Source organism: Paenibacillus sp. FSL F4-0122 (assembly GCF_038002845.1).
GTDB classification, from domain to species: Bacteria; Bacillota; Bacilli; order Paenibacillales; family Paenibacillaceae; genus Paenibacillus_AQ; species Paenibacillus_AQ odorifer.
On record NZ_JBBODI010000001.1, the window covers coordinates 6,527,603 to 6,548,099 of the forward strand.

Here is a 20,497-nt window from a genome sequence, read left to right on the forward strand (position 1 = left end):
AGCTTTATCATGGCATTAGACGGCATTGTTACCCGAGCTATCGTGCACGAATTGCAATCATTCATAGGTGCACGTATAGGAAAAATATATCAACCGAACAATCACGATTTAATTTTTAACCTGCGCGGCGCAGGTGGCGGCGGCAAGCTGCTGCTCTCTGCTAATCCAACGTATCCTCGGGTGCATTTTACCGAAAGAAACAGCATTAATCCTTCGGAAGCACCCATGTTCTGCATGCTTATGCGGAAGCATTGTGAGGGAGGGACCATTGAAAGTATTACGCAGGTAGGTATGGAACGAATTATTCACATAAACGTCAAGACTAGAGATGAGCTTGGTGACGTCTTTGCCAAAAAGATCATCATAGAACTCATGGGTCGACACAGTAACATCATTCTTACTGATCTCAGCTCTGGAACGATCATAGACGGCATTCATCATGTAACTCCATCGATCAGCAGCTATCGGATTGTGATGCCCGGTATCGCATACACAGAACCGCCACAGCAACATAAGCTGAACCCTTTGGAGATTGGTCAGGAGCAATTTCTCAATTTAATCTCGGCTGCTGAAGAAGCTGCACTGATAGAGGATGATGAGGAGGCTGAGCCAGAAGAAATCATTGAGGGTGAGCTTGCTAATCTGATCACAAAAGAAGCAGTAGAGCAAAAACCTGACGGCTCTGGCGGTCCTTCTCCCTCAGCTGACCCCGTGGGCTGGATGGTACATGCTTTCAGCGGAATGAGCCCACTGATTGCTGGTGAAATTGCTCTTCGTCTGAGAAACACCCTGGATAAAGGCGTTACAGAATCCGAAGCAGCATTTCCGACACAATTATGGGTTGCCTTCCATTCCGTAATGGGATCCGTACGCGATAACGAATTTTCTCCTGTTGCAGGTGCAAACGCAAAAGGTAAGATGATTTTTTCTGCGATCCCCTTAACACTTCTGGGTGAGAGTGCGAAACATTACAACTCCATCAGTGAATGTATGGAGGATTATTACGGGGATAAAGCCGAGCGCGATACTGTAAAGCAACGGGTGAGTGATTTGATCCGCTTCCTCAGCAATGAACGGAGCAAAAACGTTAAGAAACTCGCTAATTTGCAGAAGGATCTCGACGAAGCTCAGGATGCTGATCGTTACCGCATTTGGGGTGAGTTGCTTTTCGCTTCATTACACGCGGTATCCAAAGGGGATAAAGAAGCCTCCTTGGTCAATTATTATGATGAAAATCAGGCGGAAATGGTGGTTCCGCTCGATCCGTTATTAAATCCTTCGGACAATGCACAACGTTATTTCAAAAAATACAACAAATATAAAAACAGCCTGCTTGTCATTAATGAACAGCTTTTGAAGACGCATGAGGAAATTCTGTATATGGAGAGTCTGCTGCAGCAACTTGCCCACGCTTCCCTCAACGATATTGAGGAGATCCGCGACGAGCTTGTAAGCCAAGGTTATCTGCGAGACCGGAGCAAAAAGGGCAAAAAGAAGAAAAAGGCCACCAGACCCACATTACAGGTCTTCACCTCTTCAGAAGGAATCGATATTTATGTCGGCAAAAATAATTTGCAGAACGAATACGTCACCAATCGACTGGCTTCTCCGAATGATACTTGGCTGCATACCAAGGACATCCCCGGATCACACGTGGTCATCCGAAGTGAGCAATTTGGAGATGCAACGCTGGAAGAAGCCGCTCAGCTTGCCGCTTATTTCAGCCAAGCCAAACAGTCCAGCAGTGTGCCTGTGGACTGTACATTGATCCGCTATGTACGTAAACCAAGCGGTTCCAAGCCGGGATTTGTAATCTATGATCATCAAAAGACACTGTTCGTCACACCCAATGAGGAAAGAATTAAGAGTCTTCCAAATACTTTGAGAAGCTAAATACTAGATATAAAGAAACCTCCATCTGCAGATGTTGAACATCTAAAGCTGGAGGTTTTTTATAATTCGCTCCGCACTAATTTCATGCCTTTTTGTTTAAAAACTTCAGTACTTCTGTAGAAACCGTAACACTGCCGATATCCCCGTGAAAAATCACGCCTTGACGGGCACCATGAAAGTCAGAACCTCCGGTTATTAACAGATTATAATCCTCAGCCATAACTTGGTAACGTTCTTCTTCCGCAGGTCCATGATCAGAGTGATAGACCTCAATCCCTTTAAAAGCGCCTTGCTCCAGAATATCTCGCACCAGAAGGTCATCCCCGTACAAACCCGGATGGGCTAATACTGGAGAACCTCCTGCCTCAATGATCCACTCGCAAGCTTCCTCCGGTGTGATTCTAGGAGGTGACACATAGGCCGCTGCACCCTCGGCCAAATACTTGTTGAAGGCATCTCTCATATCGGTAGCTGCCCCAATCCGAACCAGCTCGTCGGCAATATGTGGCCGGCCGATGCTTTCATCAGGCTTCAATTCCCGCCCGATCCCCGCTATAACCTGTTCCAAGGTAATCGCAATCCCAAGGTCTTGCAGCTTGGTAATTATCGCTTCATTTCTAAGTGCCCGGGTATCTCTTAGCCCTTCCAAACGTGAGAGAAATTGTTCATTCTCAGGATCAACATAATAGCCCAGCACATGAATGTCTTTGCCACCAGCACGCGTACTGATCTCTACACCAGGCACAACGGTTATTCCGTACTTATCCCCTGCTTCACAGGCTTCCTTCACGCCAGCCACTGTATCATGATCCGTAATGGCAACAGCGCTTAGCCCCTTCTCCTTAGCAAGTCGTACATTCTCCGCTGGTGGCTGCATGCCGTCAGATGCTTGAGTATGGGTATGGAGGTCGCATACATCCTTCGCAGGTAGGTTGCCTGCATTCTCCCACTCTTCCCGCAGAATCCCCATTTTTATGGCATCGTAGTATTCTCCTCGCACGATTCGTGCTTTACGGACGCGAGCTTCCTCCACCATGCCACATTTCGCTGCCAACCCGATCATTCTTTTATTCCCTGACCAGGTGCCTATTCCAAGACGGACTGTATCAAGAGAATTAAATAAATAATCTATCCACATCTTAAACGCTTCCGTACCGTAACCACCTGACCAATAACTAGAATCAAAGATTACTATACCAATCTCCATCCAGTTGGTTTCTTGCGATATCCAGTAGCGTCCTACTTTCCCCTTTACCTTGCCGTCTATTTCTATGATCAACAGGTTACGCGGGGTTTCCGTCTCAACTAACGCCAAATGACCTATGTAGTCCTCGGTAAACTTTTCGAATCTTTGATGTGCCAAAGATTTATAAGGACCATCCCATTTCAAGTGTTCACGGTCTTCAGCTTCATGATAGTGATAATAAAGCTTCTGAAAATCAGCCTCTGTAATATCGCGCAATACTAGCTTTTCTCCACGTAGAACAATTGACATTGTGATATCCCCCGCTTTAACTATCAGATTTCATTCGAATGCTCACGCAAATAAGTCAGGAAGGTTACTGCAGAAATTGGCAGCAATGTTGATTTTAAATGAATGGCGTAGAATTGTCTTTTAAAAGAGGCATCGGAGATATTCACAATTTTCAACAGTCCAAGCGCAACTTCATGCTTAACCGAAGAGGTCGATATGATCGTTATGCCAAGACCTGCTTCCACCGCTGATTTCACAGCTCCCGTACTTCCAAGCTCCATCACGATCTTCATTGTTCCCGGATCAAGTCCCTTGGAGAACAGCTGCTCTTCCATCACACGCCGTGTTCCTGAGCCCTGCTCACGCAATACAAAAGGATGCTGAAGCACTTGCTCCAAGGTAACCTCTTGCTGCTCCGCAAGTGGATGATCATATGGCACGATCAACTTCAGCTCATCCCCCATCACGGGCTCGATCTCCATGTCCGGATGTGTGACCGGGGCTTCAATTAAACCAAAATTCAGTTGATGCTTGAGGATTTCCTCCATAATTTGCGAGGTGTTCATCACTTTCATCATAATTGAAATGTTAGGATATTGCTTTCCGAAAGGGCCTAACAGCCGTGGCAGCACGTATTCTCCTATCGTAAGACTCGCCCCAAGCTGCAATCTCCCTTCCAGCATATGTGTGAATGCTGACATGGCTTGATCCGTCTCTCGCATCAGCAGAATACTGCGTAGCGCGTATGGCATTAGAGTGTGCCCTGCCTCAGAGAGTACGATTTTTTTGGTGGAACGATTAAACAATTTGGTGCCAAAATAATCCTCCAGCGCCTGTACCTGCATGGTCACAGCTGGTTGAGTCATATGTAAAGTCTGCGCCGCCGCCGAGAAGCTTCCCCGCTCGGAGACCGTATAAAAAATATGCAGCTGGTGAAAGTTCATGCTTCGCAACTCCTTATATTACAAGAAGAAACGTCGTTGCCGTCCTTTAAAGACGACAGTCGTTTCCCGTAGAAATCTAAGAATATTATAATTGTGCAGTATATAAATTCTTATATTTTCAAAAAGGACATGCAGACTCGCCGCATGCCTCTTGCCCGTTTCTTTATAGACTATTTGCGTCTTCGCTTCTTCTTCGACAGCTTTGTACGGTGAGAATTACGCAGCAGTGAAAAATAGGTCTTTAAATCTCTCAGCTGTGGCATCACCGAGATTCTACCAAGAAACGAAACGATGATCATAGAATATAATGGCTGGCCTGAGAGATCTCTCTCACCTGTCAATTCCGTAAACTCAGCGATTACTACAGAGTCATCGTCAATTAAATATGCGTTATAATCACTGCTTGAAAAGGGCTTGATCCGATTCTGCATTAGGCACTGCCACATCCATGCAGCGACCTCTTCGGCATTGCTTGCACCATTGCTGATGCGGTCCATATAACGGCTCTTCGCATGATTTGTTATAACGATGTCGGCGACCCTGTAATCGTTCAGCATGATGTGGAAGGGCTCATAAGTGCTGGGCCAATCCATCCCCTTGTTGCGCATCATCATCACACTCCACCATAAGGGTCTTAGTATGCACTTAATGTTGTCATCTTACCTCATTGCCGAAACTTGTACAAGTTTCTCCCCTTGAGAGTAATGGCTTTTTTTTGTAAATAAGCATAAAAAAAACAGGCGTTGTTTAAGCGCCTGTTTATCTCCTGGAATCACATACTGTAATTACGGGACTTGTCCGGTCCATTACTAGTATACTCTGTCTTAATTTCGTTACGATAAGATCTTTCAATCTTTCGTACATAGGAGAGTCTGCGGACATTCTTCATAACTTCCTCGGCCCGTTCTGCATTTACATACATAACTGCATAATGCATTTTCCGAGAAACATAATGTAATGTTCCGTATTTCTCAAGGTTACGTGCCGCTTTAACGTCACTTACCCAAATGATGTATCCTGTCCGTTCCGCAAACATAAGCTAAACCGCCTTTCTCTCTCTAAATCCTAAGGGAAGCTTATCCGCAGGAGCATTTTCCCCCGCTGCCGCATCCACCTTTAGGGGAAGGATCATTACTTGGTACTTTAATGCTATCTGATACTGAAAAAGCAATCGCTTCCGACATGGAATGCAGAATGTCGTCAAGGGTCTTCTCTGCCAGCTTGAAACGAACAACTTCTTCGAACTGCTCCAGTTCCGCTTCTACTGCCGAAACCTCATCCTTTGCTGAATGATAATTCGGGTGGAAATGTCCGAAACGCTGTGTTTCTTCAAACAGCTCCTTCTTAGTCTGAAGTCGTTTGACCATGGCCTGAATTTCGGGGTTCGTATCAACCCGCCCTTTCCAGTATAAGTAATCCGACACCTCGGCGGATTGATTAATCATATCGCCTAATTCATAGGCGTATGTCAGTACTTCAGCCATATCGACCGTATTTATTTCAGCTACGCTCATGAACTCAGCTCTTTTCTTCGTTAATGATCTACCGATTCAGTAGACTTTTCTATCATACCATAATCACTCGCTTGAGCAGAAGAGGAATTTCTTCGTCCATTGGGAATAACTAACTTCATTTCCTTCCAGTCTTCCGGAGTGAGCTCTATATCTTCAACCGTTTCACCATCATGAAAGAGCAGTTGTCCGGAAACTCTCCATGGATTCCCACTTATGCGTGAAGGGATAAAATCTAACATCTGATCCTTTAGTGCAAAACGCACCTTGACTCCCCATCTTAACCCTTGCTCCATCACCTTTTGTGCAGTCGAGCTATGATAATGCCGCCATTCTTTGCTCCAGATCTGCGGTACATTTTCTCCACCGAAGAGAATCTCTTCCTCCTGTTCAGGAGCAATAACCGGCAGGTTAAGAAAAGGATTCCCTTTGGACAGCAATCCTAGTTCTACATTCAGCTCTGGAAGAACATACATTGCTTCGGGGTTTCCTGTTTCATGAGGAAACAAACACCACCCTAGGTTTGTTTCCTCTACCTGTCCTCCAATGATTCTGGAAGGCGCTAACCCCGCGGAGTACAGCTCTTTTCGTATCTGTTCCATACATTGCGGGTCCACTATGAAATGTAAAGGACCGATACGTTCAAGGTTCTCCTGTAAACGCGGGTGAGCTGCGATAGCAGCTCCATCTGCTTCCGTCTGACAGGTCAAAATAATTACTTGGGAGAGTGAGGTACGGCCAATGCTTTTTGCCCATTGCTCAAGAGACATTTGAACCACCGAAGGAAGTCCTCCTAGTGCATGCTCACTTATCCATGAGATGATGTCATCCGGTGACATTCCACGCTCAGCTGCAAGTTCCAACCTCTCTTTCGTCAGCCGGAAGCTCCATATCGTATCACTTTGCTGGAGCTCAGCGAAGCCCGCCAGTGTCCATCGTACAGAATAGGGGACCTCCGGTGGAACCAGCACCTCGAAATCCGGCTGCACAATAAACTGTTCCTGTGTATCTCCAGACCCAACAGCAGCGAATGATCCCCTCTCAGCAGATAACATTGGCTTAGCAGCGGTCCAGCAAAAACACAACATACCCTCAGCGGTTTCTCCCAGCTCGCACCAGCCAAAGCCTGTTAAACAACGTAACCAGTTCAAGCTTGATTGTTCAAGCTCATTACGGGCAACGGTACCTGTGAGATTAGCATCCATCATCCAGTCTAATAGCGCGGGCAGCATTATCCATTTCCCGGGGATAAAATCTGCATTTGAGATTATATAACGAAAATGTTGATCGGCAGGTCCCACGCATCCGCAGCGATTAATTACAATTCCATAGAGAATGTCACTCATCGTCGCTTCAGGAAGCTGCAGCCAACGATCCAATAGCTCCATATCAAGCGTGTACCCGGCGCTCTGCCTGCGAATAAGTCCAAGACACAGCAGGATATCCACCGTCGCAATGACAGAAAGAGTTTTCTGTTCCTCTAAAAGAGAACCCACGGAGAGCCATTGCAAATGCTCCTCGCCAAAAGAGAGCTGCGCCGCTAAGCGGTTTAGATGCTTTTTATGAATAATCCCCTTGGCTGTCAGCGGCAATCCTTCCCAAGCGGTGAACAGCAAAGCCCGAAACAGATCTATCGCCAGTCCGGCCCCCGCCTCCATGGTAAGACTCACTAAATGCCCGGCAACGTATTGCGGCTGATACGGGAAAAATTCTTGTTCAATTGCCGGCAGCTGATCAACAGGAATCTGATACAGCTTTTCGCCCAAAATTTTATGCCTTGCAGTTAACAGCCCCTCGCGGCGCAATTCGTTCATTGCAAGCTTTTGCTCAGCACGACAAAGCGCCACAGGGCGCAATCGTTCTTCTTTCCCTTCTTCAAACGGCTGGGCAGCATAAGCTGCACATAACCGCTTTAAGACCTCTAATGCTTCTGTTGATAGCTGGTTCAATGAATGGTTCGCTCCTCTCCACTCGGTATCTTTTTAACGACATATTCATAACCCTGCTCAGTCAAAAACATCCGGCGGCGCAAAGCGAAATCCTGTTCCCGGCTATCTTCAGATACCAGTGTATAAAAATAGGCTTTATTCTCTCCCGCTTTTGGACGGAGGATTCGACCTAGTCGCTGAGCTTCCTCCTGCCGTGATCCATAAGCTCCCGAGACTTCAATAGCAATCGACGCGTCAGGTAAATTCACCGCGAAATTCGCTACTTTCGACACCACCAGTACCTGTATATCTCCCTCGTTAAAAGCCGCATATAGCTCGTCTCTTTCACGCTGCTTCGTTTTGCCGGTAATTAAAGGTGCCCCGATCCTGTCAGCCAGTTCACTTAACTGGTCGAGATATTGTCCAATAACCAGTACCGAAGAGCCTGCATGGACCTTTAGAAGCTTGGCTACAATCTCAGCTTTGGCAGGATTGCATGAAGCCATACGAAATTTTTCTTTTGCCGCCGCGTACATATATTCTTGTTTAAGCTCCGGATTCATGGGCACAATGATCTCTACACATTCCACTTCAGCGATCCAGCCCTGCTGCTCCAGCTCCTTCCAAGGCAGATCGTAGCGTTTCGGTCCGATTAAAGAGAACACATCCCCTTCCTTCCCGTCTTCTCTAACCAAAGTGGCTGTTAGCCCCAGTCGACGTGTAGCTTGAATGTCTGCTGTAGCCCGAAATACAGGCGCTGGAAGCAGGTGAACCTCATCATATATAATCAAGCCCCAATTGCGTTCGTTAAACAGCTTCATATGGAGAAACGGACCGTCTTTGGACGAACGATGGGTTAATATTTGATAGGTGGCAATGGTAACTGGCCGCACTTCTCTTTTTTCACCGGAATATTCACCCACTGCTTCCCCGGCCAAATCTGTTCGCTCCAGCAATTCATCCATCCATTGCCTTACGGATGTTGTATTTGAAGTTAAAATTAAGGTTTCACATTGGAGACTTTCAAGTACTGCTACTCCTACAATTGTCTTTCCTGCGCCACAAGGCAGCACCACCACACCGCTTCCCCCTTGTCCTTCTGTCCCTTGAAACAGCTGAACGGCCTCCTGCTGGTATTCACGTAAGCCAAATGAATCGTTTGCCGTATCAGCCTTGCAGGCATCGAGATTCTCCTTCCAGGTCAAGCTAAGCGCTTGTCCTTCATGATATCCGGCGTAGTCGAGAACTGGATAACCCAATCTCATCAGCTCTTGTTTCAAAAGCCCTCTATTCTCCGCAGGACACGAGCATTCCAGAGGATTTATTCTCAGTAGACCCAACGCTTTTAGACCTTGTTCATCACTCAATTCATCCAAAAGCTCAGGAGCATCCGCTCTTAACATAACGACCTCATTCCGAGTCTCTTGGCCATGAAGAGTCAGCTTTCCATATCTGGACAAAAGAGTTTCGATTTCCTCCTCCAGTCCTGTGGGAACACCCCAGCGTGCAAGGTGATGCAGGTTAGTGATAATCTCCTCAGCAGTATAATTAAGCGCAGCCGCATTCCAAAGAGATAACGGGGTAATTCGGTAGGTATGGTAAGCAGGAGGACTTTTTATCAGCTCCGCGAAGGTCCCTAGCTTTTTCCTTGCCACCTCAAAATCCGGATGAGCACATTCCAGTAAAATTGTCCGGTCCCTGCGCACGATGCAAGCTCCTGATCCATTCATAGCTTTTCCTCCCTAGTGTTCATGTAATTTAAGCTTGCGCTATGTAATTTTGTTTATTTTCATATAACAGGAAAAAGCCCATCCCCGCATAACGGTCATGAGCTTCCCTATCTGACTATTTAATGTAAATGCTGCTGCGAAATATCATGGAGTGCTTCACCAGCTTCATCCGCAAAAATGTCGCGCACAGCCAGATCTCCAATCGACACTACGCCCACCAGCTTCTGGTCACGTGTCACCGCCAGCCTGCGGATTTGCCAGCCAGCCATTAACTCTGCAGCCTCATCTACTGAAGTATTCTCCGAGACGGTCTGAATCTCTTTACTCATTACAGTTTCCACTGAGGTTGAACCAGGATGTTTAGCCGCATAACCTCTAATCACGAGATCGCGGTCAGTAATTACGCCGATCAGTGTCTTATGTTCTTCATTATCAACAACAGGTATAAATCCAGTGTCATAATCTCGCATTTTCACGGCAACTTCATACACATTATCTTGCAGCGTAACCGTTGCAGGCTCCTTCGTCATAACCTCTTTCACTGTCTTCAAGAATGAACCCTCCTAATCATGATCTCCATGTTATGGGAATAGGTTCTCCTCTATGAAACGAAATTATACGATTGTGTTCTCACGCATACAGGAATTCGCCATAGCAATGAGCAGCTTCATTCCGTGCAGCATGGCATCTTCGTCAAAATCAAATTTGCTATGGTGATGTGGATAGTCAGCCTCTTTATCCGGATTTCCTGCACCCACAAACATAAAGCAGCCTGGAATCTCCTTAACATAATAGGCAAAATCCTCAGCTGGCATCAGCTTTTCCATCCGAATCACCTCAACAGATTCTCCTAAAGCCGCTGAGGCCACCTCGAAAAACCGCTGAACTTCACCATCGTGATTTACGAGGGGAGGATATCCCATTACGTAATCTATCTTAGCTTCTGCCCCGTAAGCGCTGGCAATAGAAACGCTCATTTCTTCGATTCGCTGGCGTATCAAATGCCGTGTCTCCTCGTCGAATGCCCGCACTGTCCCTGTGATCCGGCATTGCTCGGCAATGACATTCTGGGCGAATCCCCCTTGAATGGTTCCTACACTGAGTACAGCAGGCTCCAGCGGGTTCACAGAGCGGCTTACAATGCTCTGGAGCTGGGTCACCAGCGCCGCTCCCGCCACGATGCTATCAATGGTACGGTTCGGCATGCCGCCGTGTCCGCCTTTGCCAATGATATCTATAAAAAACTCGTCCGCAGACGCCATCAACGGTCCCGGAGCACTCCCTACAGTTCCCATAGGCAATGGAGTCCACAGATGCAGACCATACACCGCATCCGCTCCTTCTAACATGCCTTCGGCGATCATCCCCTGCGCCCCTCCTGGGCATACTTCCTCTGCGGGCTGAAAAAGAAAACGCAGCTCCCCTTCCAGCTCCTCAAGCCGACTGCTGTAGTAAGAGGCTACACCGAGCAGTATGGAAGTGTGGCCATCATGTCCACAGGCATGCATTACCCCTTCATTTTGCGAAACGTAATCCTTCTTGTTCTCCTCTTTAATAGGTAGGGCGTCCATATCCGCGCGAAGAACAACGGTTTTCCCCGGCCGCTTCCCCCGTAATATACCAAGCACACCATACCCTGTCCCGCTTTTTCTGACTTCAATTCCGAATTTGGCTAACTTATCTGCTATAAATGCTGACGTTTCCTTTTCATGAAAAGACAACTCCGGATGACGATGCAAATGGCGTCTCCATTCCACGATCTCCGGCATGAGCGAATCAACCGCTAAGCTCTTCATAAGTTCTCCATCCCCTTCTCGATAAACCCGCATCCATAGCAAGCGATAGCAGTCCTGTTCACTTTGTTCCAGCCGCGAACGACTATAATTCTTTTATTGTAGCAGAAACGCAAAAAACTGGGTATTGTTAGGCACTGCCTACTCTTGCACAACCTTTAGAAACATACTATCATGAGGTAGAACATCAGCAATCGGATCAGAAATTCATCATTATACTTCATAAGGGGGATATGCGTGCTATGATTTTTGAGAACACGGGCCTCGTAGGATTGAAGAGTGATCTTCTCTATCTGGACGAGAGTGCCACAAAAGCTGGCTTCATCCGCTGGCAATGGGAATACTATCGTGCCACTTACGACTGCAAAATTGAAGACCCACAGGATGGTGGCGAATACTTCCTACGCATTAACACTCGCGCTGTCGAGGGAAAGCTAGAGAAGTCTGATGCCGTACTTGCAATTGAAGCCGTATACTTAGGAAAAGCAACCTTCCCTCATGGCCTGGAATATGAATCTCCGGTGCCAAAACCAGTATTGGACACTGCTGCTAAGCGGATTCTTGAATTAAAGCAGCTGTTAGAGGCTTGAGTAACAGAAAGGGAACGACGAAACAAAATGTCAGCCTGCCCAAAAGAGGAACACCCGATTTCCAACTACTTATCTTAACACTACTACTTGTGGGTTTCGGTCTAGTCATGGTCTTCAGTGCTAGCTCAAGCTTAACATTAGCAAGCTCGAAGTTCGGTAATGACCCTCTATATTTCATTAAACGCCAAGTGATCTGGATCGTACTCGGAACCGTTGTTATGTTTATAGCTATGAACATTCACTACAGTAAGTTTAAGAAGTGGTATGTACCTATTTTTATCATCACCGTTATTCTTCTGCTCGTGGTAGCCTTCTCTGAAAAAATTAATGGTGCCAAGAGCTGGCTTAGTATCGGGAAACTTGGAATTCAACCCACCGAATTAGCCAAAATATCGATTATCCTGTATATCTCAGCACTCATCACCAAAAAAGGTGAACGGTTTAGAGATTTCCGTACAGGATATATCCCTGTAATGGTTATCGTGGGTATTGTTGCCGGACTTATAATGATGCAACCGGATTTAGGTTCTTGCCTCATTCTCGTAGCTACCAGCGGACTTGTTATTTATGCCGGTGGTGCCAGCATGAAGCATATTCTGGGCTCTATAGCACTGCTAGTGCTGGGTGTAGGACTAGTTATAGGCGCCAAAGCAGCGATTGATTCCTTATCTCCATCCGATAAAGCCACTGACACTCAGGATTATAGAAAAGGTCGTATCGTTGCCTTTTTAGATCCTTATCAGGTTGCTGAGGGTGATGGTTATAACATTATTCAATCCTTAACCGCTCTTGGCCAAGGTGGAGTAAGTGGTTCCGGCTTCGGCAAAAGCATTCAAAAGCTGGACTATCTAAAATACCCTTATACGGACTTTATCTTCCCCGTAATTGGTGAAGAGTTCGGCTTTCTAGGGACCTCCATATTTTTGATGTTATATCTGTATTTTATCTGGCGGGGTATTCTAATCGCTTTAAGGTGTAAGGATCCCTTTGGTACGCTCGTCGGAATTGGGATTATGGGCCTCATAGCCATTCAGGCCTTTGTCAATATCGGCGGTGTAACCAATACAATCCCTCTTACCGGCGTTACCTTGCCGTTTATCAGCTACGGGGGCTCTTCACTCCTTGTCAGCATGCTGTGCATGGGAATTATGCTAAGCATCTCAAGAGAAACCAACCTTCCTGCCAAAGAGGAAGTAACGAAATCTGTAACAACGGTTAGACAGGTTCGTTCCCGGTAAGCTTTATAAAGCCGGAGGTTAGGGGATATACACATAAAAAAGCAGCCCAGGGAATTAACCTTGGACTGCTTTTTTGTGTACAAGTTTTTTAAGAGATTTCATCATTCTTGAAAGCTACGCCTTCAACTTTGACATTTACCTCAACAATATGAAGTCCAGTCATGCTCTCCACAGCTTCACGTACGTTCTGCTGAAGCATCCGGCACACTTCGTGGATCGGTGTTTCATAGAGAACGATAATTCGTAGATCTACTGCTGCTTCCAGCTGTCCTACTTCAACGGTAACGCCCTTCTGAACGTTCTTACCGCTTAGACGTTTCGCCCAGCCTTCTGACAGGCCACCAGACATGGCTGCAATTCCCGGAGTCTCCAAGGCAGCCAAACCGGCAATTTTTGAGACGACGTCATTTGAAATTCGTATATTTCCCATTTCCAGTTGAAGTTGTTCTGCCATGCCATATCCCCCCTACACTCATTATCAATTATTGTAATTCCAAAACAGGCTAAAAAGCAAATCACTTTATCGCTTTCTCGTTTACACCTAGGAACAATTTGGGTATATTGATTATGAATTCAATCTAAATACATAGATAGGAGTGTCCTTTACATTGAAAAAATGGATTTCACCATCACTGATGGGTATCACCTTTATCCTTAGTGCAATCGGCCATTATGCCGATTGGGATCATACCCTGCAGTTCATTCTCTCAGCAATCGCTGTGGTGTTTGTGGCTGGATTTCTCGGCCGGGCTACTGAAAGTGTAGCTCATTATGCCGGACAGCGACTGGGCGGCTTCCTTAACGCCACCTTCGGCAATGCTGCTGAGCTAATCATTGCCTTCTTCCTGGTCAAGGAAGGATTGTTCGACATGGTCAAAGCCAGTCTTACCGGTTCTATTATCGGCAACCTGTTGCTTGTTCTAGGATTGAGTATTTTCGCCGGCGGGATGAAGTTCAAAGTTCAGAACTTTAACGTAACCCTTGCCGGAATGAATGGCTCCTTGATGATCGTTGCCGTCATTGCCTTATTTGTTCCCGCTATGTTCTTTACCACCCACTCTATTACGGAGAAAGATACAGATGTGCTCAGTTTAATCGTTGCCGGGCTGCTCATCGCTTCGTACATTGCTTGGCTAATCTTCTCCATGATCACGCATAAGAAACATCTAGAGGACGTTACAGAAGAGGGTAAAGAAGAGTTAGCCCATGAACATGCCCCTGCATGGTCCAGAAACAAATCCATCCTTTATCTCGTGCTTGCCACCGTAATGGTAGCCTTCGTGAGTGAGTGGCTGGTAGGTACGTTAGAGACTTTAACAGAACGTTTCGGATTCAGCGAGCTGTTTGTAGGTGCGTTCCTCGTAGCCATCATCGGTAATGCCGCAGAGCACAGTGCAGCCATTATGCTGGCCATGAAGAACAAAATCGGTGCAGCAGTAGAAATTGCAGTTGGAAGCAGTCTCCAAATCGCCCTGTTCGTAGCACCTGTCCTAATCTTCGCCAGTTATTTCATGGGTGATACAATGGACATTGTTTTTACGACCATTGAGATTGTCGCCATCGGTGTAGCGGTCTTTATTGCCAAATCAATTACCCAGGACGGCTCGACTAACTGGTATGAGGGCCTCTTGTTATTAACTGTTTACCTGATTTTAGGAGTCTCCTTCTATCTCGTATAATTATTATTAACCATTGTACACAACAAAAAGCGCACATGAGCGATTCGTCCTCATGTGCGCTTCTATAAATACTTAAGAAACCGATATTTATTCTTCTTTCGCTTTGTTGTTCAAAGCCTCGTAGAGTACTGCTAAGTTACGCTCCAACTTACTTAGTACCATTTTACCAGTAATTTCTGGGACCAAACCTGCTCTAACCGCAAAATCCACTTCTCTGGAGAAACCGTACATCTGGGTATCCAGCACTTCCTCATAGAGAGGGCAGTAGCGTGTTGCCAGATTCTCCATCTGCACTTCTATAAGTTGCTGAATTTTATCGGCATCTTCTTGTAGAAGATTGATTGCTTTAAGATTATACTGTTCCTGTAATTCCGATGAAGTCATGCCTCTATCCCCCCCATGTCCAAAAGTTAAGCTGCTTTTACTATTTTACTTAATATTAGACGAAATCCGGTATCAATACAACAATTCAGTTTATACTAACCATATATTTAAAAGAACCTGCTGCGTTATCCTATCAAGTTTCATATCTACTTCTAGAAAAAACGCCCCACCGAAAACCGGTAGGACGTTTTTAGCACGACTATTACTCAGCAACAACTGTGAATTTCAAACCGTGTTTTGCAAACACTTCAGTCATTGCCTTCTTAGCTTCTTCAGCATCTGCCCCATGAACATGAAGCTCATAGCTTTGGCTGGATACCAAAGTAGTGAACAAACCAAGGATACTTTTAACATCAATGTACTTGTTGTCCGCTTGAAGAACGATTGAAGAGTTGAACTGGCCTGCCGTTTGGGCAATATCGACAATTGCCGCATTGTTACTGGACATAGAAATCCCTCCGCAACTTGATTATAAAACTTTAGTCTTTTGTTATCATTTCTTATGATACATTGAATCCGCTTACTTGTGCAAGGAGTTTTCTTGTTATTACATTTTATTTCAAGTTTTCAGGATTCAGACCTTCGAGTTCCGGCAACACAAAAATTCCATCCTTACGGATCAATACATCGTCAAAATAAATTTCTCCGCCGCCATAATCTGGACGTTGGATCAACACAAGATCCCAGTGAATGGAGGAGCGGTTACCGTTATCTGTAACATCATATGCTTGTCCTGGCGTAAAGTGCAGGCTGCCTGCGATTTTTTCGTCAAAAAGAATATCATTCATCGGGTGAAGAATGTAAGGGTTAAACCCGATAGCGAATTCGCCAATATGACGTGCGCCGTCATCTGAATTCAAAATCTCGTTCAAACGGGCGGAGTCATTGCTGGTGGCTTCAACAATTTTTCCGTTCTCGAATTTGAATTTGATATTTTCAAAGGTCACTCCATTATATACTGACGGTGCATTATAGCTGATCGTTCCATTTACAGAATTGCGAACTGGGGCGCTGTAAACCTCGCCATCCGGAATATTTTTTTGCCCGGAGCATTTCTCTGCACCGATTCCTTTAATCGAGAACTTAAGATCTGTTCCAGCACTCAAAATATGTACCTTATCCGTTCTGCGCATGAGATCAGCTAAAGCATCCTGAGCCTTGTCCATCTTGGCGTAATCCAAATTACACACTTCGAAATAAAAGTCTTCAAACGCTTCAGTGCTAATATTCGCAAGCTGAGCCATGCTCGCATTCGGATAACGCAGCACTACCCACTTCGTGTGCTTCACACGTTGTTCACTGTGCACTGGATGGGAGTACAACGAGTTATACAATTTCATATTTTCTTCAGGAACATCAGACAGGTCATTCACATTCTCACCTGCACGAATCCCGATATAACAATCCATTTGCTTCATCCGGTTCAAGTCAATTTCAGCCCATGTCTGAAGACTCTCACGAGTTGCGTATTTAAGCATGCTGCGCAGGACTGTACGATCTGTTAATTGTACAAAAGCATGACCGCCGGCTTTGCCGATTTCCTCTACAACTGCTTTAATTAAATCTCTTTCATTGCCAATCATTTCGACGAGCACGTTCTCGCCTGGCTGGACATTTACGGAATAACCGACTAGGTTAGCCGCCAGCTTTTGAATTCTGGGATCTTTCATTGTGTATTCTTCCTTCCTCTGTCTAAAAAATAAGCAAGCTTTTCTATTGTAGCACGCCCTGTATGGAGCGCAAGACCTGTAGGCTAATGTGAAAATCAACGAAAGCCTGAAAAATTCACCTGTGATACATAAGTTTCATTATCAGATTTATTCCCCGCTTCCGAGTAGGTAACCTTACGATTTAAGGTGAGCTTTCTCGGCAGATTATGTTTTGTATCAACGGTTAAATGGTAGACAGTCTCAACATTAGCTTGTTTCAGCTTTTGCTGTAATTCATTATTTTTCTTCTCCCACAGCTCCACTAAAGCTTGCGTAACCGCCTGATCGTTCTTTGTTATTTTTCCAGCCGAATCAGGTGTTTCAGGTCGAAGGTCTTGCATCTCTTTTTCTAATTCAGCAGTCAGCTGCTTTCTGGCCTCAGCAGGCGTCAGCTCGATCCGCAGCACATTTGTCCCTCTGCCTGCACCCGCATCTTCAGTCACATTAGCCTCCATGGATTGCAGCTCCTCCAGCTGTTTTAACGGATTAAGCAAAGCAAGCGGATTTCCGTCCTCAGATGAACCTTCAGTGGTCAACGCTACCCATTCCCCCTCTTTTTTCTCTAGCTGACTATGGAAAGCTTTCATAGAAGTGATGCCGCTTTTTAAATCTTTAGCGCTATTAGCTGCTTTTTTTGTGGATGAGGATTTATCAGGAAGCAGTGTATACAGATTGACCTTCTTATGGTCCTGTACTGTGCCTTCGTAAAATATCATGGATTCCGGAACGGTCTTTCCACCTTTTGTAAGCATGGTTGACCCTTTAAAAGTAACCCCATCGCTGCCCGTTATACCCGCTAACACCAAACTTAGATCTTTCTTGGCTGGTTTGTCTCTAATAACGCTGCAACCGCTGTTGAACACGCAGGACAAGGTAAAAATCATAAGAACTAACCCCTTTAGTAACAATGACTTTCTCACGGTCATCAGGCCTTTCTTGGAGTATTTTACTTTACAGCCCACTATAGGGTTCTCCCTTCCTGCGCGCCTTATACAGATGCAAATACGTTGCTGCTATCGTTTTCCATACATTGCTCTAACTTATGCGCGTTCGTCGCTTGCTTTCGAATGTCAGTATATACCACCTTCAGACTCACGAAGTTACCGCTGCCAGTCGCCGCACCGTTGTCGCTTTCGGACACAGCTGACCTTAATTACAGTATTTTGCGATATTTCGTATGCCAACGGACTCCATTGCAGCTATTGATCCGAAATGCGTCCGATATGCCCCTCTTATTAAGGAATAGCGTCTCCGGAGTCCGAAAACATGCTTAAAAAGCTAAAATCACGCAAATAACGTCATCTGAGTCCGATGCATCGCAGCAGGATGATAGATACACAGTCGAAGCAGCCAGCCATCTGCCAAAACAAAAAGCAGCGACTCTCCAATAAGGGGAGAACCGCTGCTCTGCTATCTTTTTTTACTTATGAGGCAATCCCTTCACACCACTGCCATTCTCTTTAGTGTCAACGATCACCTGGTTACGCCCATTGTTCTTAGCTTTATACAGTGCCATATCCGCTCGATAGAACAGGGATTCCACGCTTACACGTTCGTCCATCCAGCTCCATTCTGCTATACCGCAGGACACTGTTACATTAGGTTCGGTTTCGTTCATCACCCGCTTGCGAATACGCTCAGCCACATTTACTGCCTGTTCTACTCCCATTAATGGTAAATAGACCGACAGTTCTTCTCCGCCCCACCTCGCAGCAATATCACCTTGACGGATGGAGGACTTCACAATTTCACTGACCTCTTTTAAAATCTTGTCACCCTTTTGATGACCATAGGTATCATTCACCATCTTGAACTGATCGATATCCACAACGATTAAGCAACCGCAAAAATCTGTAGACTGCCGTTCCTTTATTTCTTCGTCCAGATAATGACGAGCATAAAGTCCAGTTAGGCTATCTCTGTTCGCTAGACGTCTAACTTCGGCATGCAGCCTTGCGTTCCCTACAGCAAGTCCAATATGCCCCGCCATCGCCTGAAGCAATCTGTAATTGTCATAAGAGAAATAATGGGCATCGCGATGCGCCAACATGATGGCACCACGCACTTCACCACCTACACTTAAAGGTGTGGCAATCAGCGACTGCGACCCGGTAGCATTCATTAAACGAGAAGTAGTATTAGGATTATCTATGTAGTTAGACATGATTAATGATTCCCCAGTAGTATAGACCTTCCCGCCTAAACCTTGTCCTACTTCTAAAATCTCATTTTGCAAGGAGGAATGATTGCAAGCTATAACCTCTAGCCCGCCCTTTTCTTCGTTCATATGTAAAATACAGCAGTAGTCTGCACCAAACATCTCAAGCAGCTCTTCAAACGCAAATTGGAAAATATCTCCTAAGCGCAAGCTTTGATTCAGACGCTGTGTAAGTTCGTTACTCATACGCAGCTCACGAATGAGCTGATTGGAGCGTTCATACAGCTTGGCATTCTCAAAAGCAGTACCTGCGGTATCTGCCACCATCGAGAGAAACCGTAAATCTACATCCATAAAGATTGAGTTATCCATCACCATGTGGAATACCCCATAAACCCCCTGCTTGCCACCTAGCGGAAGACCAATTTCTACAATGTGTTGATCTTCAGTATTGGTGTTCAGAGCAACACGGCCGTCTTTAAATGCTCTAGCGCAGACATCATCACTGGACATCTGAAACGGTAAAGGTTTGACCTGCGGATGAGTGCTGCGGTGATCTTGCGACATAAACAGCTCAAGCCTGGCACCAGGGTACATTGCAGAAATGCTATCTATAACCTCCGTAAGCACGGCGTTCACATCAATATTGTCATGCATCCGCTGAACGATCTGAAATAACAAGGAGCGGCGATTGCTCTCACGTTCAGCATGTAGATGAACACTCGCAAGATCAGTTACAAAAATATGTTCAAACTTATGATAGAAAATGGTCCGGTACTGCAACGATATAGCCTCAGCAGTATCTCGTCCACCCATTAAATATTGTTGTGTCGGCATAGCACAGCCCAGGAAAGCAAAAATTTCTTTGTCAACGCGAGTGATGAGCGGTATAGTAAAAAAGCTCATATCCTGACCTTGCACCGTCAGTTGAACAGATGAGGTTGTGCCGGAAAGTAAACTAGCTGCCGCCGCCTGCTCCCATTGGTGCCTCCATCGTTCTTGCTGATCGGCAATATTAGCAAAATATCTGCCTTCAAAATTCAGTACACACCAATCCCATGATTTAGCGAACGGTAGAGCCTCTAGCCCATCGATCCATTCCTCGAAGCTGTCTGCAATCAGATTGGCCAAATATGGGAAGTCATGGGACACTATTTCCGTTTCCCTAAGCCAGGCGGTTGGATCTTCGGAATCTCTACTAGCGTGCAATTTGTCCTGTATCAGCATACGACTGTCTTTATAAGCGTATGCTTTCTGTTCTGACATAACGAAGATCCCCTTTGCTTCTCAATTAAGAAAAAAAACCTTCCCAATTAACATCTAATTAACTATATTTTACTCCCTTTCTTTGTGTATTGCATTATATTTTCCTTATTTCCGGGATTTTTTTTAGGACCAAAGAACTAACGACAAAGAATGACAAAAACTCTTTTAATATGCGCTTGACTTTATATACTACTTTCATA

Annotated in this window: 19 protein-coding genes and 1 pseudogene; 4 read left to right on the forward strand and 16 right to left on the reverse strand. The window is 45.5% G+C overall.

The window, feature by feature from the left end; translation table 11 throughout:
• Window positions 1-9: 9 nt before the first annotated feature.
• Complete coding sequence (locus MHH49_RS28715; RefSeq protein ID WP_076099568.1) at window positions 10-1,893, forward strand: Rqc2 family fibronectin-binding protein; 1,884 nt, start codon at window positions 10-12, stop codon at window positions 1,891-1,893.
• Between the two features lie 82 nt (window positions 1,894-1,975).
• Here the strand turns inward: MHH49_RS28715 and MHH49_RS28720 are convergent, their stop codons facing one another.
• From MHH49_RS28720 to MHH49_RS28765, 10 genes and pseudogenes are all read right to left on the reverse strand, one after another.
• Window positions 1,976-2,863, reverse strand: a complete 888-nt coding sequence (locus MHH49_RS28720; protein WP_076224033.1) for a PHP domain-containing protein — start codon at window positions 2,861-2,863, stop codon at window positions 1,976-1,978.
• 72 nt (window positions 2,864-2,935) lie between these two features.
• Window positions 2,936-3,388: pseudogene (locus tag MHH49_RS28725) on the reverse strand (GNAT family N-acetyltransferase); the annotation flags it as partial.
• A 23-nt stretch (window positions 3,389-3,411) separates the two neighbouring features.
• On the reverse strand, window positions 3,412-4,311 hold the full coding sequence (locus MHH49_RS28730; RefSeq protein ID WP_036686171.1) for a selenium metabolism-associated LysR family transcriptional regulator: 900 nt from the start codon (window positions 4,309-4,311) through the stop codon (window positions 3,412-3,414).
• A 170-nt stretch (window positions 4,312-4,481) separates the two neighbouring features.
• On the reverse strand, window positions 4,482-4,919 hold the full coding sequence (locus tag MHH49_RS28735; RefSeq protein WP_036686574.1) for a hypothetical protein: 438 nt from the start codon (window positions 4,917-4,919) through the stop codon (window positions 4,482-4,484).
• A 164-nt stretch (window positions 4,920-5,083) separates the two neighbouring features.
• Window positions 5,084-5,347: a YlbG family protein gene (locus MHH49_RS28740; protein WP_036686170.1), complete on the reverse strand. Its 264-nt coding sequence runs from the start codon at window positions 5,345-5,347 to the stop codon at window positions 5,084-5,086.
• 40 nt (window positions 5,348-5,387) lie between these two features.
• Window positions 5,388-5,825 carry a YlbF family regulator gene (locus MHH49_RS28745; RefSeq protein ID WP_036686168.1) on the reverse strand — a complete coding sequence of 146 codons (438 nt, stop codon included), beginning with the start codon at window positions 5,823-5,825 and terminating at the stop codon, window positions 5,388-5,390.
• Window positions 5,826-5,845: 20 nt separating this feature from the next.
• Window positions 5,846-7,771, reverse strand: coding sequence for a helicase-associated domain-containing protein (locus MHH49_RS28750; RefSeq protein ID WP_038570295.1), 1,926 nt, complete (start codon window positions 7,769-7,771; stop codon window positions 5,846-5,848).
• On the reverse strand, window positions 7,768-9,480 hold the full coding sequence (locus MHH49_RS28755) for a DNA repair helicase XPB (RefSeq protein ID WP_038570293.1): 1,713 nt from the start codon (window positions 9,478-9,480) through the stop codon (window positions 7,768-7,770). The genes MHH49_RS28750 and MHH49_RS28755 overlap by 4 nt, the downstream gene beginning before the upstream one ends.
• A 119-nt stretch (window positions 9,481-9,599) precedes the next feature.
• Window positions 9,600-10,031: a CBS domain-containing protein gene (locus MHH49_RS28760; protein ID WP_036686162.1), complete on the reverse strand. Its 432-nt coding sequence runs from the start codon at window positions 10,029-10,031 to the stop codon at window positions 9,600-9,602.
• A gap of 63 nt (window positions 10,032-10,094) precedes the next feature.
• A complete protein-coding gene (locus MHH49_RS28765; RefSeq protein ID WP_038570290.1) occupies window positions 10,095-11,276 on the reverse strand; it encodes a M20 family metallopeptidase in 1,182 nt (393 codons plus the stop codon).
• Between the two features lie 239 nt (window positions 11,277-11,515).
• Here MHH49_RS28765 and MHH49_RS28770 point away from each other — a divergent pair, with 239 nt between their 5' ends.
• Both MHH49_RS28770 and ftsW read left to right on the forward strand, forming a co-directional pair.
• Complete coding sequence (locus tag MHH49_RS28770) at window positions 11,516-11,863, forward strand: YugN family protein (RefSeq protein ID WP_036686159.1); 348 nt, start codon at window positions 11,516-11,518, stop codon at window positions 11,861-11,863.
• A complete protein-coding gene (gene ftsW, locus MHH49_RS28775) occupies window positions 11,860-13,101 on the forward strand; it encodes a putative lipid II flippase FtsW (RefSeq protein ID WP_080742469.1) in 1,242 nt (413 codons plus the stop codon). The genes MHH49_RS28770 and ftsW overlap by 4 nt, the downstream gene beginning before the upstream one ends.
• 88 nt (window positions 13,102-13,189) lie before the next feature.
• Here ftsW and MHH49_RS28780 read toward each other — a convergent pair whose 3' ends face one another.
• Window positions 13,190-13,555, reverse strand: a complete 366-nt coding sequence (locus MHH49_RS28780) for an Asp23/Gls24 family envelope stress response protein (RefSeq protein ID WP_019911482.1) — start codon at window positions 13,553-13,555, stop codon at window positions 13,190-13,192.
• 154 nt (window positions 13,556-13,709) lie between these two features.
• Between MHH49_RS28780 and cax the strand changes: the two genes are divergently transcribed.
• Window positions 13,710-14,780, forward strand: coding sequence for a calcium/proton exchanger (gene cax, locus MHH49_RS28785; RefSeq protein WP_038570286.1), 1,071 nt, complete (start codon window positions 13,710-13,712; stop codon window positions 14,778-14,780).
• Window positions 14,781-14,867: 87 nt separating this feature from the next.
• On the opposite strand, the gene MHH49_RS28790 is transcribed toward cax, so the two are convergent.
• From MHH49_RS28790 to MHH49_RS28810, 5 genes are all read right to left on the reverse strand, one after another.
• The gene (locus tag MHH49_RS28790) at window positions 14,868-15,164 is read right to left on the reverse strand and encodes a YlaN family protein (protein WP_036686156.1); all 297 of its coding nucleotides are present in this window, start codon (window positions 15,162-15,164) and stop codon (window positions 14,868-14,870) included.
• Window positions 15,165-15,366: 202 nt separating this feature from the next.
• Window positions 15,367-15,612 (reverse strand): HPr family phosphocarrier protein, encoded by a 246-nt coding sequence (locus MHH49_RS28795; RefSeq protein WP_036686154.1) that lies wholly within the window; start codon window positions 15,610-15,612, stop codon window positions 15,367-15,369.
• Between the two features lie 106 nt (window positions 15,613-15,718).
• On the reverse strand, window positions 15,719-16,834 hold the full coding sequence (locus MHH49_RS28800) for an aminopeptidase (RefSeq protein ID WP_076141715.1): 1,116 nt from the start codon (window positions 16,832-16,834) through the stop codon (window positions 15,719-15,721).
• Between the two features lie 95 nt (window positions 16,835-16,929).
• Window positions 16,930-17,757, reverse strand: coding sequence for a hypothetical protein (locus MHH49_RS28805; RefSeq protein ID WP_036686151.1), 828 nt, complete (start codon window positions 17,755-17,757; stop codon window positions 16,930-16,932).
• Window positions 17,758-18,293: 536 nt separating this feature from the next.
• Entirely contained in the window at window positions 18,294-20,297 is a 2,004-nt protein-coding gene (locus MHH49_RS28810) for a sensor domain-containing diguanylate cyclase (RefSeq protein ID WP_076099563.1), read from the reverse strand.
• Window positions 20,298-20,497: the final 200 nt, after the last annotated feature.

Coding starts and splice junctions, on each gene's coding strand:
- MHH49_RS28780 (WP_019911482.1), bottom strand. CDS start 13,555: ATGGCAGAACAACTTCAACTGGAAATGGGAAATATACGAATTTCAAAT.
- MHH49_RS28715 (WP_076099568.1), top strand. CDS start 10: ATGGCATTAGACGGCATTGTTACCCGAGCTATCGTGCACGAATTGCAA.
- MHH49_RS28755 (WP_038570293.1), bottom strand. CDS start 9,480: ATGAATGGATCAGGAGCTTGCATCGTGCGCAGGGACCGGACAATTTTA.
- MHH49_RS28770 (WP_036686159.1), top strand. CDS start 11,516: ATGATTTTTGAGAACACGGGCCTCGTAGGATTGAAGAGTGATCTTCTC.
- MHH49_RS28810 (WP_076099563.1), bottom strand. CDS start 20,297: ATGTCAGAACAGAAAGCATACGCTTATAAAGACAGTCGTATGCTGATA.
- MHH49_RS28795 (WP_036686154.1), bottom strand. CDS start 15,612: ATGTCCAGTAACAATGCGGCAATTGTCGATATTGCCCAAACGGCAGGC.
- MHH49_RS28735 (WP_036686574.1), bottom strand. CDS start 4,919: ATGCGCAACAAGGGGATGGATTGGCCCAGCACTTATGAGCCCTTCCAC.
- MHH49_RS28730 (WP_036686171.1), bottom strand. CDS start 4,311: ATGAACTTTCACCAGCTGCATATTTTTTATACGGTCTCCGAGCGGGGA.
- MHH49_RS28805 (WP_036686151.1), bottom strand. CDS start 17,757: ATGATTTTTACCTTGTCCTGCGTGTTCAACAGCGGTTGCAGCGTTATT.
- MHH49_RS28800 (WP_076141715.1), bottom strand. CDS start 16,834: ATGAAAGATCCCAGAATTCAAAAGCTGGCGGCTAACCTAGTCGGTTAT.
- MHH49_RS28740 (WP_036686170.1), bottom strand. CDS start 5,347: ATGTTTGCGGAACGGACAGGATACATCATTTGGGTAAGTGACGTTAAA.
- MHH49_RS28790 (WP_036686156.1), bottom strand. CDS start 15,164: ATGACTTCATCGGAATTACAGGAACAGTATAATCTTAAAGCAATCAAT.
- MHH49_RS28765 (WP_038570290.1), bottom strand. CDS start 11,276: ATGAAGAGCTTAGCGGTTGATTCGCTCATGCCGGAGATCGTGGAATGG.
- MHH49_RS28720 (WP_076224033.1), bottom strand. CDS start 2,863: ATGGGGATTCTGCGGGAAGAGTGGGAGAATGCAGGCAACCTACCTGCG.
- MHH49_RS28745 (WP_036686168.1), bottom strand. CDS start 5,825: ATGAGCGTAGCTGAAATAAATACGGTCGATATGGCTGAAGTACTGACA.